14 protein-coding genes are annotated in these 13,449 nt (G+C 59.8%); 3 read left to right on the top strand and 11 right to left on the bottom strand.

What is annotated here, in order from left to right; genetic code table 11:
- Positions 1-11: 11 nt before the first annotated feature.
- From AAZU54_RS01170 to AAZU54_RS01200, 7 genes are all read right to left on the bottom strand, one after another.
- Positions 12-1,064 (bottom strand): hypothetical protein, encoded by a 1,053-nt coding sequence (locus AAZU54_RS01170; RefSeq protein WP_434726352.1) that lies wholly within the window; start codon positions 1,062-1,064, stop codon positions 12-14.
- On the bottom strand, positions 1,064-4,114 hold the full coding sequence (locus AAZU54_RS01175; RefSeq protein ID WP_434726353.1) for a phage tail tip fiber protein: 3,051 nt from the start codon (positions 4,112-4,114) through the stop codon (positions 1,064-1,066). The genes AAZU54_RS01170 and AAZU54_RS01175 overlap by 1 nt, the downstream gene beginning before the upstream one ends.
- Positions 4,114-4,512: a DUF6950 family protein gene (locus AAZU54_RS01180; protein WP_434726354.1), complete on the bottom strand. Its 399-nt coding sequence runs from the start codon at positions 4,510-4,512 to the stop codon at positions 4,114-4,116. Before AAZU54_RS01180 ends, AAZU54_RS01175 begins: the two co-directional genes overlap by 1 nt.
- Positions 4,513-4,514: 2 nt before the next feature.
- Complete coding sequence (locus tag AAZU54_RS01185) at positions 4,515-5,117, bottom strand: hypothetical protein (RefSeq protein WP_434726355.1); 603 nt, start codon at positions 5,115-5,117, stop codon at positions 4,515-4,517.
- On the bottom strand, positions 5,117-5,701 hold the full coding sequence (locus AAZU54_RS01190) for a hypothetical protein (protein WP_434726356.1): 585 nt from the start codon (positions 5,699-5,701) through the stop codon (positions 5,117-5,119). Before AAZU54_RS01190 ends, AAZU54_RS01185 begins: the two co-directional genes overlap by 1 nt.
- Positions 5,702-5,717: 16 nt before the next feature.
- Positions 5,718-8,387, bottom strand: a complete 2,670-nt coding sequence (locus tag AAZU54_RS01195) for a phage tail tape measure protein (RefSeq protein WP_434726357.1) — start codon at positions 8,385-8,387, stop codon at positions 5,718-5,720.
- A 61-nt stretch (positions 8,388-8,448) separates the two neighbouring features.
- Positions 8,449-8,745: a hypothetical protein gene (locus AAZU54_RS01200; RefSeq protein ID WP_434726358.1), complete on the bottom strand. Its 297-nt coding sequence runs from the start codon at positions 8,743-8,745 to the stop codon at positions 8,449-8,451.
- Between the two features lie 90 nt (positions 8,746-8,835).
- Between AAZU54_RS01200 and AAZU54_RS01205 the strand changes: the two genes are divergently transcribed.
- Together AAZU54_RS01205 and AAZU54_RS01210 are read left to right on the top strand one after the other, a co-directional pair.
- Positions 8,836-9,555, top strand: a complete 720-nt coding sequence (locus tag AAZU54_RS01205) for a DNA translocase FtsK (protein WP_434726359.1) — start codon at positions 8,836-8,838, stop codon at positions 9,553-9,555.
- Between the two features lie 89 nt (positions 9,556-9,644).
- Positions 9,645-9,836: a hypothetical protein gene (locus AAZU54_RS01210; protein WP_434726360.1), complete on the top strand. Its 192-nt coding sequence runs from the start codon at positions 9,645-9,647 to the stop codon at positions 9,834-9,836.
- Positions 9,837-9,884: 48 nt separating this feature from the next.
- Here AAZU54_RS01210 and AAZU54_RS01215 read toward each other — a convergent pair whose 3' ends face one another.
- Complete coding sequence (locus tag AAZU54_RS01215; RefSeq protein ID WP_151924354.1) at positions 9,885-10,784, bottom strand: hypothetical protein; 900 nt, start codon at positions 10,782-10,784, stop codon at positions 9,885-9,887.
- A 227-nt stretch (positions 10,785-11,011) separates the two neighbouring features.
- Between AAZU54_RS01215 and AAZU54_RS01220 the strand changes: the two genes are divergently transcribed.
- Positions 11,012-11,311 carry a hypothetical protein gene (locus AAZU54_RS01220; protein ID WP_434726361.1) on the top strand — a complete coding sequence of 100 codons (300 nt, stop codon included), beginning with the start codon at positions 11,012-11,014 and terminating at the stop codon, positions 11,309-11,311.
- Positions 11,312-11,436: 125 nt separating this feature from the next.
- Here the strand turns inward: AAZU54_RS01220 and AAZU54_RS01225 are convergent, their stop codons facing one another.
- From AAZU54_RS01225 to AAZU54_RS01235, 3 genes are all read right to left on the bottom strand, one after another.
- Positions 11,437-11,592: a hypothetical protein gene (locus tag AAZU54_RS01225; protein WP_434726362.1), complete on the bottom strand. Its 156-nt coding sequence runs from the start codon at positions 11,590-11,592 to the stop codon at positions 11,437-11,439.
- 101 nt (positions 11,593-11,693) lie between these two features.
- A complete protein-coding gene (locus AAZU54_RS01230) occupies positions 11,694-12,209 on the bottom strand; it encodes a hypothetical protein (protein ID WP_434726363.1) in 516 nt (171 codons plus the stop codon).
- Between the two features lie 54 nt (positions 12,210-12,263).
- A complete protein-coding gene (locus tag AAZU54_RS01235; protein ID WP_434726364.1) occupies positions 12,264-13,433 on the bottom strand; it encodes a phage tail tube protein in 1,170 nt (389 codons plus the stop codon).
- Between the last annotated feature and the right edge of the window lie 16 nt (positions 13,434-13,449).

The raw sequence follows: 13,449 nt of genomic DNA on the forward strand, positions 1-13,449 counted from the left end.
CCATCGAAAAATTAAAGAGGCTTCATTGGCCTAGAAGCGAACAGTGTTCGGCCGTTTACGCCAACTGGGTTGATACCGTCCCAGTTCTCGCAATACATCTGCAAGATGTTTCGATTGCCGGGCAGGAATCCGCCGAAGTTCACGCGAAAGGGCTGAGTTGTTTGAACAACGTTGGTGCAGGAAAATAGTGCGTTAGCCAGGACATAATCGTCGTAACTACCAGTCCATGCCATTCGCTCGCTGGAAGCGTAATACCCCCCTGCTCCTGTGATCGGATTGCCCGAAGTTGCAAATGAGTTGCTCGCCGGCTGGCTGTTCAAAAGCGCGAGATTCGCCGTCGTCACGAATGTGAGCTCCCCCTCTTCATTTCGAACTGATGCGCCGTATTGCCCCGTCACGCTTCCGAACACCTGATAGGAGGCGCAGAACCACTTGATCTGCATCGGCTGATTCGCAACGCTGCCATGAGCCGACTGGTTGTTGTATGCCTTGAGACGGAAGCCCGTCCAATTACCAGGCGAACCTTTGATGTAGAAGTTACCCGCCATCATGTAATTGACTGCATTCAAGAAAATCAGCGGCCGCTCTGTCGTTCTGATAGGCGTTGGAAAGTTCACATCTCCCCACTGCCGCTGATTTCCCGACCCCATGAAGCCGAAAGTGAATGCTCCGCTCGAATGGACAGAAAGCACCCGGTTCATGGAGTCAATCTGGGTCAGAACGTCGTTGTTCCGTGCTCGGATGCCATAGCTACCGGGCGCAGAAAACGCCTCCCCACCTTGCGACAAAACCATTACTTGCCATGATCTGGTCTGGGGTTGACGCAAGCGTAGCTGACCAGTAGACCAAAAAGCCGGCGGCGACCAGGTGTACTCCCCTCCGTCAAACAGAGCATCAACGACGACGAAGGACTGGGCCTTTATCTCCGGTACAGCAATCGTCTGCTCAAACGCCCCATTTCCCGCGACGGTCATCATCCTCAATGAACGAATTGGAGTGATAGTGGTGTCGAAAGTGACCACGCCTGCCGCGTCCCTCGTTCTAAGTCCATACAGAGCAGCCATCAGGTCAGCCTCCCCAGTGCGCCGCGCTCGATGCTGGTGGCGTCGTAGACGTACACGCCGTTGTTGTTGATCGCCAAGCTGCCGTCGCTGCCCTGCCCGCGTAGGTTGAAGGTGCCGGTGACCATATTCAGCTCGATCAACGGCCTACCAGCAGAGTCGACGGCTTGGGACTTCAAGGTCATGCTCAAGATCAGTTCCTGAATGAAGGCCTTGTTGATGAACGCGGTATTCATGAAGACCTGCCCGTTCTGGACCACGAAGGGTGAAGACAACGTGCCGTTCACACCGTTGACCACAGCGAAGCGGTCCGCCGACACAAGGAACTGGCTCTGTAGGCCGGCCGGGCCGTTCTCGATGCCCAGGCCGATACCCGCCGCCACATATTGCCCTTGCGCATTGACCTGCATTTTGACTGACCACATGGTGCTGGCCTTACCATCCAGGTCGGCCAGGGCCCTGCTGGTGGTCTGCACGGCCGCATTCGTCTGCCCGACCGAAGCATTCAGCTGATCGAGCTTGAGAGCGGTCGCCGACTCGTTGGTGGCCACCACTCGCTCGAGCTGGGTTAGATTCGCCTCGTTTGAGCCCACCCTGGCATCGAACGTCGTCAGCCGCTCGACCAGCGCAAGGTTCTCTGTGGCTCTAACCCTCTTCTCCTCAGCCAATGAAGCCGTACTGTCCCAGCCCTTGAGGGCATCAGCTAGATCACCCTCGCCGTTGTCATCTCTAGAAGATGCCCGCAGCGCTTCGAACGACGAGGCCTGGGCCGTGACCACACCATCCAGCTCGGTGATGTCCACCGTATTGGTTGCCACCTGCTGAGCCAAGCCGTTGGCCGTGATCAGGGATTGTCCAACATCGATCCAGTAAGTGTCGTTCGGTGGTGCATTTGCGCCTGACGAGTCGGCCGGTACCGCCTGCTTGGCCTGGTAGATCTTGCCGTCGGCAACAACCATCTTGTCCTTGGCATAGGCCTCGTTCCGGTCGTAAGCAGTCAGGCTTTCCAGATTGTTGAGTTGTTCCTCCAGCCCCGGAATTTTCTGGATCAGGTCTTGAATATCCTGCCCAAGCTGAGAGTTCCCTATCTTCCCTGTCAGCGCCGCGAGTATGGTGCTCACATCCGTGGATGTAGAAGCCGGCACCTTCAGGAATCCGCTGACGCCGTAGGCGTTTTTCGAGCGGATGAAGTAGAAGTAGTTGGTGAAGAACGCCAGGCCGGTGTGCGCAAGGCTTAGGCCCTGCCCCAGGTACTCAGCCTCGGCCGCCGTTGCCTGCGGGTCCATGCTGTAGAAGTACTCATACGTGCCGCCGTTCAAGCCGTGCTGTACGTTGCTCGGGAACAGCGTGATGCTCTCGATCGTAGACTGTACGGTGCAACCCTCAGGCACCGGCGGGCCGTCGATGTTGACTGTGATGCTCGCCTGCCCCGAGCGAGTCAGCGGCCCCATCGCGACCACGCTCATTGTGTAATAGCCAGAGGGCAGACCGGCGATCGGCAGCTGCAGCGTCGTCTCGGGCACCTGCTGGGCCTGAACCGCAACGTCACCCTGGCGGATGGTGACCGCATATCCGGCGACAATGCCAGCAGGCTGCGTCCAACTCAGCACGCCTTGGGTGACTTCTGCTGTCTCGTCGGGTACCCAGGCCAGGTTGGTCGGGCTGCCTAGGCCGCCGGTTGGCAGGTTGATGAAGCCGATTGGGTTATACGGCCTGCCCACGGCATCGTCGAACTGCGCTGCGTCGTACTGCTGCAGCTGAGCGGTGCACCCTTGGTCAGCCCCCATACTCCAGTTGGTAACGATGAACTCGCCCAGGATGTTGAGCGATGGCAGGTTCACGCGCACGGCACGTCCTGGCCGGCAGTTGTATCCCATAAAGTTCATGGGAATGCTGATGGTGCCGCCTGCGCGCCGGCGGCGCAGCTCGATGTTCGCCAGGCGCTGGGCCTGGTAGGCGTCCGTGACGTAGGAGAAGGTCAGCGTTTCAGCCGCCTCTCCGCCGTCCTCGACCACCCATTCGGCAACGCTGACCTCGGGGTAATCGGTCTCTGTCCACGATTGCGAGGTGTCGATGAAGGTGCCGCGGACCGTATTGATCGCGGCATCATTGGTCGGCTCGGTGCTGCCGGTGATGATACCGATCACCATGTCCTCGGTGACCTCAAAGTCGTAGGGGCCGTAGTAGGCGCCGGCCTGGAACATCCAGCGCCCACCGACCCGGATAGTCCGGCCGCCGCAGGCAGCCTCAAGCTTCTGTAGCACGTTGGTGCGCTGCTCGTCGGCGCCGATCACACAGCTGCTGCGATAGCGCAGGCTGGTAGTGCCGTCTGGGTTGCCGACCGACTCATCGCAGACGTTGGCGCCACTGGCGAAGGTCTCGAACACGATCTCATCGTCCGGGACGCCGCACCGGTTCCGCAGGAACCACAGAATGTGCAGCGCGGTGTTCTCGGTGTAGATGGACATCCCAGTGCGCGGGTCGTAGATATCGTTGCGTCCACGGACGATGAAGCGTGCGTCAGGGATGCCGGACGGGAATTTCTCGGCGCTGTACTTGAGCGATAGGCGCACGAACGACAGCCCGCGGCCGATCTGCTCGTCCTTCCAGTCCGGGCAGTTGGCCTTCAGGAAGGTGTTCACTGCCGTCGGGTTGATCACAAGCTCATAGGAGGCATGTTCGCCATAGGTGGCGATCTCTTCCTCGCCCAGATAGATGTTCTCCAGGGCGTCGACCGGCCCTTCACAGAGGACGTACACCAAGTGCAGCCACTCGCCATCGGCTTGGTCACCGACCTGCTCCTGCGCCCACACCAGCACGCCACCAGTGCTGACACTGCCAAGGATGAAGCGCGCCGGCGCCTTGGACGAGCGGACGGTCTGCGCCGACGGTTCGTTGTCACGCAGCGGTGACTTTGTGTTCAGCTTCTCCTGCTGCTCGGCCGCATAGAACGCCAGGCCGGCACCAATGGCGGCGCCCACCGGGCCACCTTGAACGAAGCCAATGACCGCGCCGATGGCGACCTGAGCAATCTTCTTGACGCCACCGGACATTATTCAACTCTCCAGACTGCAAGCGGTTCGCATACCACGCGGGCCACCCCGTCGTCGGTGGTCGCCCAGAATTCGTTTGCCCAGTACACGGCCATGGAACGGCCACCGGGCGCTTCGTACATGGCAATGTCGCCGCGCTGGATGAATGCCGGCGCAACCCGGGCGAAGCAGGCATCCCATGCCGCCTCAAGGCTACCGTGCTGCTTCTTCAGCGCCCGCTTTGCCCCCGCCTCGGTCTTGTAGGTGCCCCGGTACGCCTCAGCCGGGTCGATACCGCACACCGCCACAGCGCAGTCCGCAGCAAACAGGCAGCAGTCGAATTCGCCCCATGAAAAAGGCCGCTCTAAGGCGGCCTTGATCACTTCGCTGAGGCGTGTGGTCCAGTCTCGGTAGCGCATGGCTATTTCTCGTAGGTGAACGTCGGGGCGTCCTTCTTGGAGCCCCAGTAGATTGGCCATTCGGACATCTGGGCGATGGCGTAGAAGAACCGGTCGCCCTGGTGGCGGGCCCGGTGGTTCTCGTCGGTGAAACGCTCGGTGCCCGTGCGGCTCCACTCGGCCATGCGGTCAACGATCGGGACGGTGATTTTGTTGCCGTCCTCTCCGTTGCCGGCGTAGGAGAAGGTGGCGGCATCCATGCGGCCGGAAAACAGAATGTCGGCTGCGTAGTTGCCCAGCTCGTCGAACACCACAAACATGAGCTTGCCGGATCGACCCCGGCATCCCCGGATGTTTGTCTCGGTGATGATGTAGCTGTCCAGGCCGGTAAGGGCCAGGTCGATCGTCATGGGCGAGTTCGAGTTGTCGCTCTCCTGCGACTGCCCTACCTCGCCGAACTGCCCTACCCCCAGATACGTGATGCCGCCGATTACCAGGTCACCGGTACCCGTGTGCGCGTATACCGGGCCGTCCTCGAAGTCGAGCTGGCAGGCGTACACGCTGAGGAATTTGCCGGTGGCGATGATATCGACCACGCTCTGGCTGAATGGAAACGTCGAGGGCATCAGAAGGCCTCCCTGAACTGGTAGCTGCCACTGGCCACCACCGGCCGCACCGTCATGTTCCACGTGTCCTGGGTCATTCGGCATTCGGCGTAAGGGTTGAGGTATTCGACCGGCGTACCGGCGATCAGCGATTTGCGGATGCGCTTGTTGACCGACACGATGGCCTGGCCTTGGGCGTTGGAGGCAGCTGGCTCCACCACTTCGAACATCTCTCCGGCCACCGTGAGGTAATCCCCAACGGCGAAAACTGGGGTGTTTGCGGCGACGCCGGCCACCGTGATGGCCCTGGCCTGGGCCACGCCTGACACGACGCTGAGGCTTCCCACGCTCACCTTCCGGGTACGGGTGAACGCCGGCAGGTTGAACGTGCCGAAAAGCCCGTCCAGGCGCCCGAGGAACGCTGACAGCTCGCGCTCCTGCTCCCGGGTGAGCAGACCGAACGTCAGGGTGCACTGCCAGTACGCGCCCGGCTGCCCGACGATCTGCTGGGCGTTCGAGAGCGTCGAGGTAAAGGCGCGGCTGTTGTTGACTAAGCCCCACGTCATTTCAGACGGGCGCAGCGATGCCGGCCATTGGATAGCCATGCAGTACTCCTTCTTGCTATCGGTTGCGGGCGATCAGCTGCCGCGCCGGCCCGTTCATCTTGAAGTCGCGCAGCACCAGGTTGTAGCCATCCTGCGCGCCCTTCTGGGCGGCCTGCTGAATGCGGGCCAGGGTCGCTTCGTCTGCGGTGCCTTGCACACTGATGTGCTGGATGATCGATGGCATGGCGCCAGCAGTAGGTGCTGCCGGAACAGGTGCAGCCGCAACCGCAGGGCTCACCCCGACGAAACCGCCACTGGCGTAGCCTTTGGCGTTCAAGCGATCCAAGTAGTCACGAGCCCCGGGCTGACTTACCACCTCTTTGCGGATGACGTATTCACCGCCGTGGACCACGCCCATCGGCTCGAACTTGCCGCCGTCACCGGTGTAGCCGCCAGTCGAAAAGCCAGACCGCGAGATCGTCTCGCTGAACCCGGTCATGGTGCCGCTGCCAGCAGCTGCAGCACCCCCTCCTCCGCCCAGGAACCCAAGAGCGGTACCGAGGAAGCCAGCAGCAGCCTGGCGTACCTGAATACGGATCAGGTCGGCCACCACCTGGTCAGCGAAGTCCTTGAACGACAGCTTGCCGGTCTTCACGAAGTTGACCACGGCGTCTTCCATGTTGCCGAAGGCGTTGCTGAACAGGTCGCGAGTCTGCCCTGCCACATCACTGGCGCTGTCCATGTAGTCTTGGAGAGCGCCGCGGGCGCCGTTGCTCCAGTCTGCCTGGGCCTGATCGATCTGGGCCCAGCCATCGCGCTGTGCAGCAACCCGTTTCTGCAGGAACTCGCGCTCGATATCGATCTGGGCTTGCAGGTCCTGGCGCTGTTTCTCGCCTTGGGCGTTGGCCAGTTCGGTCTGCAGCTGCAGGATGCGGTTGTTCGTCTCCTGCTCAATCCGCAGGCGCTCCTGCATGCGATAGGCGTCCTTCTGGCCCATGCCCACGGCGTCCGCCTGGGCTGCGTACTCCATGCGCTGGGTGGCCAGCTGCCGCTCCATCTGGGCCCGGTACTGCTCGGCCTGGGTCAGGCCCTGCGCGCCCTTGATCGCCGCGGCGTAGTTCATGGACGCCTGGGCCAGCGCCTTGCCGTACTCCTCCTGGCTGATCTTGCCCTTCTTGAAGGCCAGGTCCAGCTGCTGCTGTTCCTTGGTCAGGGCGCGGGCGGCCTGGGATGCAGGGTCGTACTGAGCGTAGAGGCGGGAGAAGGTGTTGAGCGACTCTGATAGCCCATTGCCGGTCGCGGCTTGAGCCTTGGCTGCCTCCGCAGCGGCTTTCTTGGACGCCTTCTCTGCTGCGGCCTTTGCATCCTTTTCTTGGGCGTATTTCAGAAGTAGCTTTTCTTGCTCGGGAAGCAGCTTCCCAAGCTCGCCAGCCTCAATTGCATACCGCACCTTTGCGGCTTCAGTGTTTTCGCCCTCGAGCGCAGCCTGTTTTTTCAGGTTGGCGAGAAGTTTCTCGTACTCAGCATTCACCTTCTTGCCTGGGTCATCCCCTTTCGGTGTCTGGAGAGATGGCTGCGCTGCAGTCTTCTGCATCTGCGCAACTACTGCCCTGAAAGAGGTGGCTCGGCTCTCCAGCCCTGCAATTTCCTTGTCCAGTTCCTCGCGGTTGTAGAACTTGAACTTGAAGAAAACCGTGTCACTCGAGTCGGTAGAGGACAGCTTTGACCTCGCATTCTGCAGGTCTCGAATTCCAGCCAGAGTGACGCTGAGTTCATTGTTCAGCCCGGCCACTGTCTGCTTGTCGTCCCGGAAGAAATCCAGGAACTCGCCTGAGTTGAACCTATCCATAGCCTCTGCCATGGACACGATTCCACGAGCCAGCCGGGCGCTAGCGCCGGTAGCCTCATCAAGCTTCCCGACCGTAGTCACCAGCGAGTTGTTGAATGCCGTTATCGACTGGCTGACCGTGACCTGAAGGCTGCCGCTGAGCTCGTCCACTTTGTCTTTCTGGCTCTGCAGCGCCTTGACGACAGCCTCGGACGTCAGCTTACCCTCAGCCCCCATGGTGCGCAGTTGCCCAATAGAGACGCCGAGACCACGCGCAATCGCCTGGGCGAGCGCCGGTGTTTGCTCCATTATGCTGTTTAATTCATCGCCGCGAAGGGTGCCAGAGGCTAGAGCCTGGCCAAACTGGACCATGGAGGCCTCAGCGGCCTGGGCACTGGCGCCACTCAGTGCCACGGTCTTCGATACTGTCTCGGTGACGCTCTCCACGTCAGCAAAACTAAGCCCAAGCTGCCTCGCATTCTGGGCCACCCTCTGATACACCTCAGCGGTACTTTGGAGCGACTGCCTAGAGTTTTGAGCAACCCTGTAAACGGAATCCTGAGCAAACGCTAATTGCTCCGTGCCTTTGGTCACAAGCCTCAGGCGGTTCGTAAGGTTGGTGTACTGCTCTGAATACTGGGCGATCTTGGAAACGCTGAACGCTGCTGCAAACGGGGCGGCCAGCCCACCAACCACACCGAGGAGCTTATCGGTCTCGGCAGCGAGACCGCCGACCTTTCTCGAGCTTGCATCAGATCTTCGACCTGCACCTTCAATGGACGCCCCAGCTTTATCCATTGCCGGAGCTACACGGTTTCCAGATGACTCAAGAGACTCGAGCTCTTTTCTCATAGATGCTGCGTCACGCTGCGCGCCGCGTGAGTCGATGGTTACGGCAAGGCGCGATTCTTGAGCCATGCAATATCTCCAGGCATAAAAAAACCCGCTCAAGGCGGGTTTATATTCGTTCGGTCTCAGGTCACTCTTTGACCGGCTCTAGGTCAGACTGGCAGTGCTTGCACTTGATTGCTTCCCTTTGGACAACCTCGGCGCAGAATGGGCACTTCCGATAAAGGGAGGAGACACCAAATTTCCTGGCGATCTCGATACTCTTCTGCTCGTCCACCCCCAGCGGGTTTGCCAACCATACTGCGATAAGCCCAATGGCGGGTAAGACAAAGCCCAGGATGAACCAGCCCACAGGGTTTCTGCCCTTCTGCTTTGCGAAATAGGCAGTCACGCCAGCCAACGCCAGCCAGATGATGAACAGTTCCATGAACCCTCCTTGTTGATGAGGGCAATCTACCATTTCACAGTTCGCATGGGTTAGCCTTGTACCCCGGAAATGACTTGGCGGGTTACCTTCGTGAATTGGATCAAGCGTATTTTTTCACCGAAGCGCGCGGACAATGTCACCGATCAGCCCGTGGAAATTTCGGACATTGATGACGACTTGTACCCCAAGGCGGTCCAACTTGTACTAAAAAACAAAACAGCCTCGGTATCGCTCGTCCAAAGGGAGCTGAAAATAGGATTCGCTCGTGCAAATCGCTTCATTGAAACCATGGAAATAGACAGGGTCGTCAGCTCTATAGGCGCTGACGGGCGTCGACATGTCATCTATCCTGGCCAAGCATCTGTGACGCCTCAACAGCCCCCCGCTACGCCGGTTAAGCGCCCAGATGCCGATAGCGCGTTCGATCGTGAGCACTATTTTGTGCCCTTTCCATTCCTAACCACGCCGTACTCGGACCTCGTCCTTGTTGGTACAAAATGTTATCTAGGCGACAAGACATACGAAGAGCTTCTTGCTCGACGCGGTAGATGGGTTCCTTCCACAAAGGAAGGGAAGATTTCCGATGCATTCACCCACACGGATATTGGTCAGCTCGACTTGGCCATTAACGATTACATCAATTTCCTGATTCGAGTCCGATCTGTCGCTGAAAGTGATATCCCAGTCGACACCAAGATAGAAATGATACGCGCTATCTCAGAGCTCACGGGGTCCGAGGGGCATAGCTATTCTGAGTTCGTCCGCGCCCATGGAGGGCTCAGTCATTTCATTGGAAAGCTGATCGGCTGACGCCGGAGCTCGCCGACAAACGCCACGCGCCCCCGCGCCCATTTGATCTACCCTTACCCTCCCCAACCATTCACATGAAGGGTGCGGAGATGCCCGATGCTGAGAAGCGGAGATTTGCCGAGGCGCTGGCACACTGGGCGGAGGATGTCGCTTTGATTCGCGCCAGGGAGCGCGCCGAGGCTATAGCGCAGGCTGAGAACCAGGCAAAGGTGAGGCTTGCAGATGCCTTCCATATCAGCGACCTGTCGAAGCATCACGGGGCGAAACTGCGGCAAAAATGATGATTAGGGCGTGATGCAAAAAGCCCAGCGCGGGGCTGGGCTTTAGAATCACTCGACCAAACCGGTCACCAGTATTTTGACTGGGGTTAGCTTCTTGGCCTTGCCCTTCGGCTCGTAGACCACAATAACGTCAGCTCTGAGCTTGAACTTACCAGCCACATCTTTCGGATCAATGTCTTCGGCAAGCTCGATTGGGATGCGACGATCAACCACACCAGGGATTAACCCACCCCAACCACTGGTTTTGCTGTCCAGGTTAGTAGCTCGGATATGAAGATCCACATCGGGAAGGCGATCTTCGATTTGGTCCCTCGCAACATCTACGCTTGAAGGCGCTACCTGAACCGTCTCCTTGGGAATGACGATCTGCTCATGCCCGTCAAAAACCACCTGAGACTCTTTGTCGGTACGAGCAGGAGCCATGAATCTCACGCTGTCCTTCGCAAGAGCTTTCTTGTCCCTGATAGCTGCATGAACCACTGCGGTGAATTGTTCCGGCGTCATGTTGACCTCGCCAGCGCCGATGTTGATCACCACGTTGTTGTTAGCCTGAATCGTGGCGGCGGCTTCCGGGCTGTTTACGATCTTCGCTGCTGCGAATAGGCCGTACCCTACCATTCCCGCGATTACGGCGGTCAGAAGCGTGTTTCGCACCACGGGATGCTCCTTGAGTTTTTCCCTAATCGAGCCGAGAAACTTCTCCAGCTCCTCCTCATCCTTGAAAAACAGCTTGAGCAGATACTTCGCGTCCAAGCTGCCAGAGTGCAGCTCTTCGACGAAAACTTCAATGTGGTCAATTTCCGCGCCGGTCAGAGCGGAAAGGACCTGGGGGCTTTGCTTGATGATCCTCTCGAAGGCAAGCAACGAGGTAACCACATCAGCGATGGGAATCTCATTCTTTGTTGAGAAGTAAATCTCGTGGCTTGCTTCAAGCACCAACCCAGTCATCAACCCAGCTCCATGGTAAAAGGCGGCAGCATGGTAAAGGGTTGGGGGCACCAATGCCACTATTCCGATGGCATCCGCTGGACACAGGAGGACGAATGGTCTTCCTGTCCACCCATCCACCCTGGACGGAAAGCCAGTACGTGGGCTGATCCGGGGCGTAGTAGCGTTATGCCTCCCAACGAACCGCCCCCGGTCCGTTGCCGGAAAGCCCATGGACAGGAGATCAAATGTCAGATCAAAACGAATTGATTGCCCGGCTCACTGCAGAGCTGAGCAGCCTAAAGGATGAGTTCCAGGCGTTGAAGGCAGGTAACGCGGCCGCTCTGGGAGCTATATCCGCTGCTTTACGTGAGATTCCTGGCTATTCGCCACAGGTAATGGAGCAGATGCTGACTCACACGTTGAAGCACGCATGGCCGATGTCTGGAATCCCCGATAACGAGGCTACAGAAACCGCGTTTTCGGCTCCGCTTCGGTTTCTCCTGAATGATCAGCAGGAGGCTCGATCGTTCTTCCGAGATCAGTGATTTCGGGGAACGTAATCGTTCCTTTGCGCATATCAATACGCACACCATGAACCGAAACCATCACAAACGGTTCATGGCTTGCCTCTGTGCGCTGCTGCATGTCCCTCTCCTGCGGCCTGGCCGCGTCAGTCGTTGCTGTTCTGCTCCGCCCAGTTGGCGCGGAATTCTTCATCCAGGGCGAACACCACTGCCTCGAGCTCGTCACGATCGATGGCGCTCGGATGCCGGGCCAGGTGCTCGCTCACCATGCCTGCGGTGATCGGCGCCGGCGCGGCCATCATGCCGACGTACTGCCTTGACCTGCTGATCGCGTTGTAGGCGTCGAGCAGCTGGTCAGTGACAGGGTCAATCTCCGGGGCCTCCGGAACCGCACCTACTCCGCTCAGGCGCTCGCGTTTCCAGCGCTTTTTCTCGTTCTCTTCGCCCGCCCAGTCGCGGCCCCATCGGTAGACGGCGAGGGCTTTCCCACCGATTCCTTGATGAGCTCCTCGACGCGGTTGGCGATATCGACGCCGGTGCGCAGGGCCAGGAAGTAGACGCTTGGCATCTGCTCGATCAGGGCCTTGCCAAGCTCCGGGGTGTACGGCGCCGGCTCGCCCGGACGCTCGGCCACGTCGACGCCCTGCCAGTCCTTGATCAGGTGGTGCGCCACCAGGTCCATGTAGAGCTCGTCGTCGACCTCGATCTCGGCCTGGGGGATCTGCGCAACACTGAACTGCTTGGTGCCCACGCCGGCCTGGGAATCGATCGCCGCCAAGTGGCGGTTGATCAGCGCGCGGTGCGATCGGTACAAGGGGTCAGCGGCGGAGCCAACCAAGATCTTGGCGCCGGGCGCGAACTCCACCCAGCGCTGGCCGTGGAGGTCCAGCTCAGGCTTTCGAGCGATGGTGAATCCCATGGGTTTCCTCTGCGGTAAGAGGCCCGACACACCGCAGGGCGTGCCGGGCAATGATTACGCCGTGACAGTGATCGCCGCGGTGCCTTTTTTGGTGCCATCCACGGTGCTGGTGGCGGTGATGGTCGCGGTGCCGACAGCCACACCTGTCACGACGCCGGTGGCGCTGACGGTGGCCTTGCTCGCATCGGAGCTGGACCAGGTAACGGTCTGGGTCGCGCCAGCCGGGGCGACGGTAGCGGCCAAGTTGGTAGTAGCACCAACGGCCACGCTGGCGGTCGATGGGGCCACGGTCACACCAGTAGGCGCCGGTGGTGCCGGACGGCGGGTGATGGTCGGCGACACGCGACGGGCGGTGTAGGTCAGCTCTACCTGGATGATGTCGGTAGCGCCGCCATCCGGCCAGGACCCGCTGATCTCCATCTCAGGGATCAGGATGTCGTAGGCGCCGTCGGCATTGCCCAGGGTGAACTCGAAGCTGATCGCGTCACCGGTCTGCTGCTTCTTCCACAGCTCGTAAGCCGTCTTCGACCAACTCAGGGTGATGCTGCCCGAGGGGGTGAAGGTGGTCGGGATGATGTTGCCGGCGAAGGGAGTACCGTTGCCAATGCAGCGCTGAGTCTGTACGGCATTGTCGAACTGCAGGTTGAAGGTATCGACGCAGACGTTGTTGTCGCCGACCTGGACCCCGTTCAGCTTGAGGCCGGAGACGTCTTTGAAGCCGTAGCGCCGCTGGAAGGCCTCGGCCAAAGGCGTCAGGATGAAGTTGCTGTCGTCGGCCTTGTCCTGCCAGCCGGTCGCAGCGAAGGTGGTGGTCACCTCGATCTCACCGTCGTTCGGCACCTGGATGTTCATGGTGGCGACCTGGGCGCCTGTGGCCTTGCCGGCGATGCCGACGTCCGCGGCGTAGTAGCCCAGGCTGAAGCTGATGCGGTCGTTGCCCATGGTCAGGACGTTGTTGTCCCAGTCCTTGCCGAAGCAGGAGGCCATGAACTCGTCCAGCGCGCCGAAGCGCATCTTGGTGCCGATATCGCCGGCTACGTCCACGGTGGTCTGAGCCGTACCCTGCGACATGCGGTCTTCGCCGATCTCGTTGTTCTCGGCGGTGTTGTAGGTGGGCCCGACACCGAAGCTGGTACGCGTCAGCACGTTCCAGGGGCCCGGCGGGGTGGTGCCTGGCGTGACTTCACGAATCCAGGCGGTTGCAACCTTGGCACCACTCGACATGGCGTGATTCTCCTAT

This window comes from Pseudomonas sp. Je.1.5.c (genome assembly GCF_051129895.1).
Lineage (GTDB): Bacteria > Pseudomonadota > Gammaproteobacteria > Pseudomonadales > Pseudomonadaceae > Aquipseudomonas > Aquipseudomonas urmiensis.

Coding starts and splice junctions, on each gene's coding strand:
- AAZU54_RS01180 (WP_434726354.1), bottom strand. CDS start 4,512: ATGCGCTACCGAGACTGGACCACACGCCTCAGCGAAGTGATCAAGGCC.
- AAZU54_RS01225 (WP_434726362.1), bottom strand. CDS start 11,592: ATGATGGCCGCGCCGGCGCCGATCACCGCAGGCATGGTGAGCGAGCAC.
- AAZU54_RS01185 (WP_434726355.1), bottom strand. CDS start 5,117: ATGCCCTCGACGTTTCCATTCAGCCAGAGCGTGGTCGATATCATCGCC.
- AAZU54_RS01170 (WP_434726352.1), bottom strand. CDS start 1,064: ATGGCTGCTCTGTATGGACTTAGAACGAGGGACGCGGCAGGCGTGGTC.
- AAZU54_RS01230 (WP_434726363.1), bottom strand. CDS start 12,209: ATGGGATTCACCATCGCTCGAAAGCCTGAGCTGGACCTCCACGGCCAG.
- AAZU54_RS01175 (WP_434726353.1), bottom strand. CDS start 4,114: ATGTCCGGTGGCGTCAAGAAGATTGCTCAGGTCGCCATCGGCGCGGTC.
- AAZU54_RS01215 (WP_151924354.1), bottom strand. CDS start 10,784: ATGACTGGGTTGGTGCTTGAAGCAAGCCACGAGATTTACTTCTCAACA.
- AAZU54_RS01195 (WP_434726357.1), bottom strand. CDS start 8,387: ATGGCTCAAGAATCGCGCCTTGCCGTAACCATCGACTCACGCGGCGCG.
- AAZU54_RS01235 (WP_434726364.1), bottom strand. CDS start 13,433: ATGTCGAGTGGTGCCAAGGTTGCAACCGCCTGGATTCGTGAAGTCACG.
- AAZU54_RS01190 (WP_434726356.1), bottom strand. CDS start 5,701: ATGGCTATCCAATGGCCGGCATCGCTGCGCCCGTCTGAAATGACGTGG.
- AAZU54_RS01220 (WP_434726361.1), top strand. CDS start 11,012: ATGTCAGATCAAAACGAATTGATTGCCCGGCTCACTGCAGAGCTGAGC.
- AAZU54_RS01200 (WP_434726358.1), bottom strand. CDS start 8,745: ATGGAACTGTTCATCATCTGGCTGGCGTTGGCTGGCGTGACTGCCTAT.
- AAZU54_RS01210 (WP_434726360.1), top strand. CDS start 9,645: ATGCCCGATGCTGAGAAGCGGAGATTTGCCGAGGCGCTGGCACACTGG.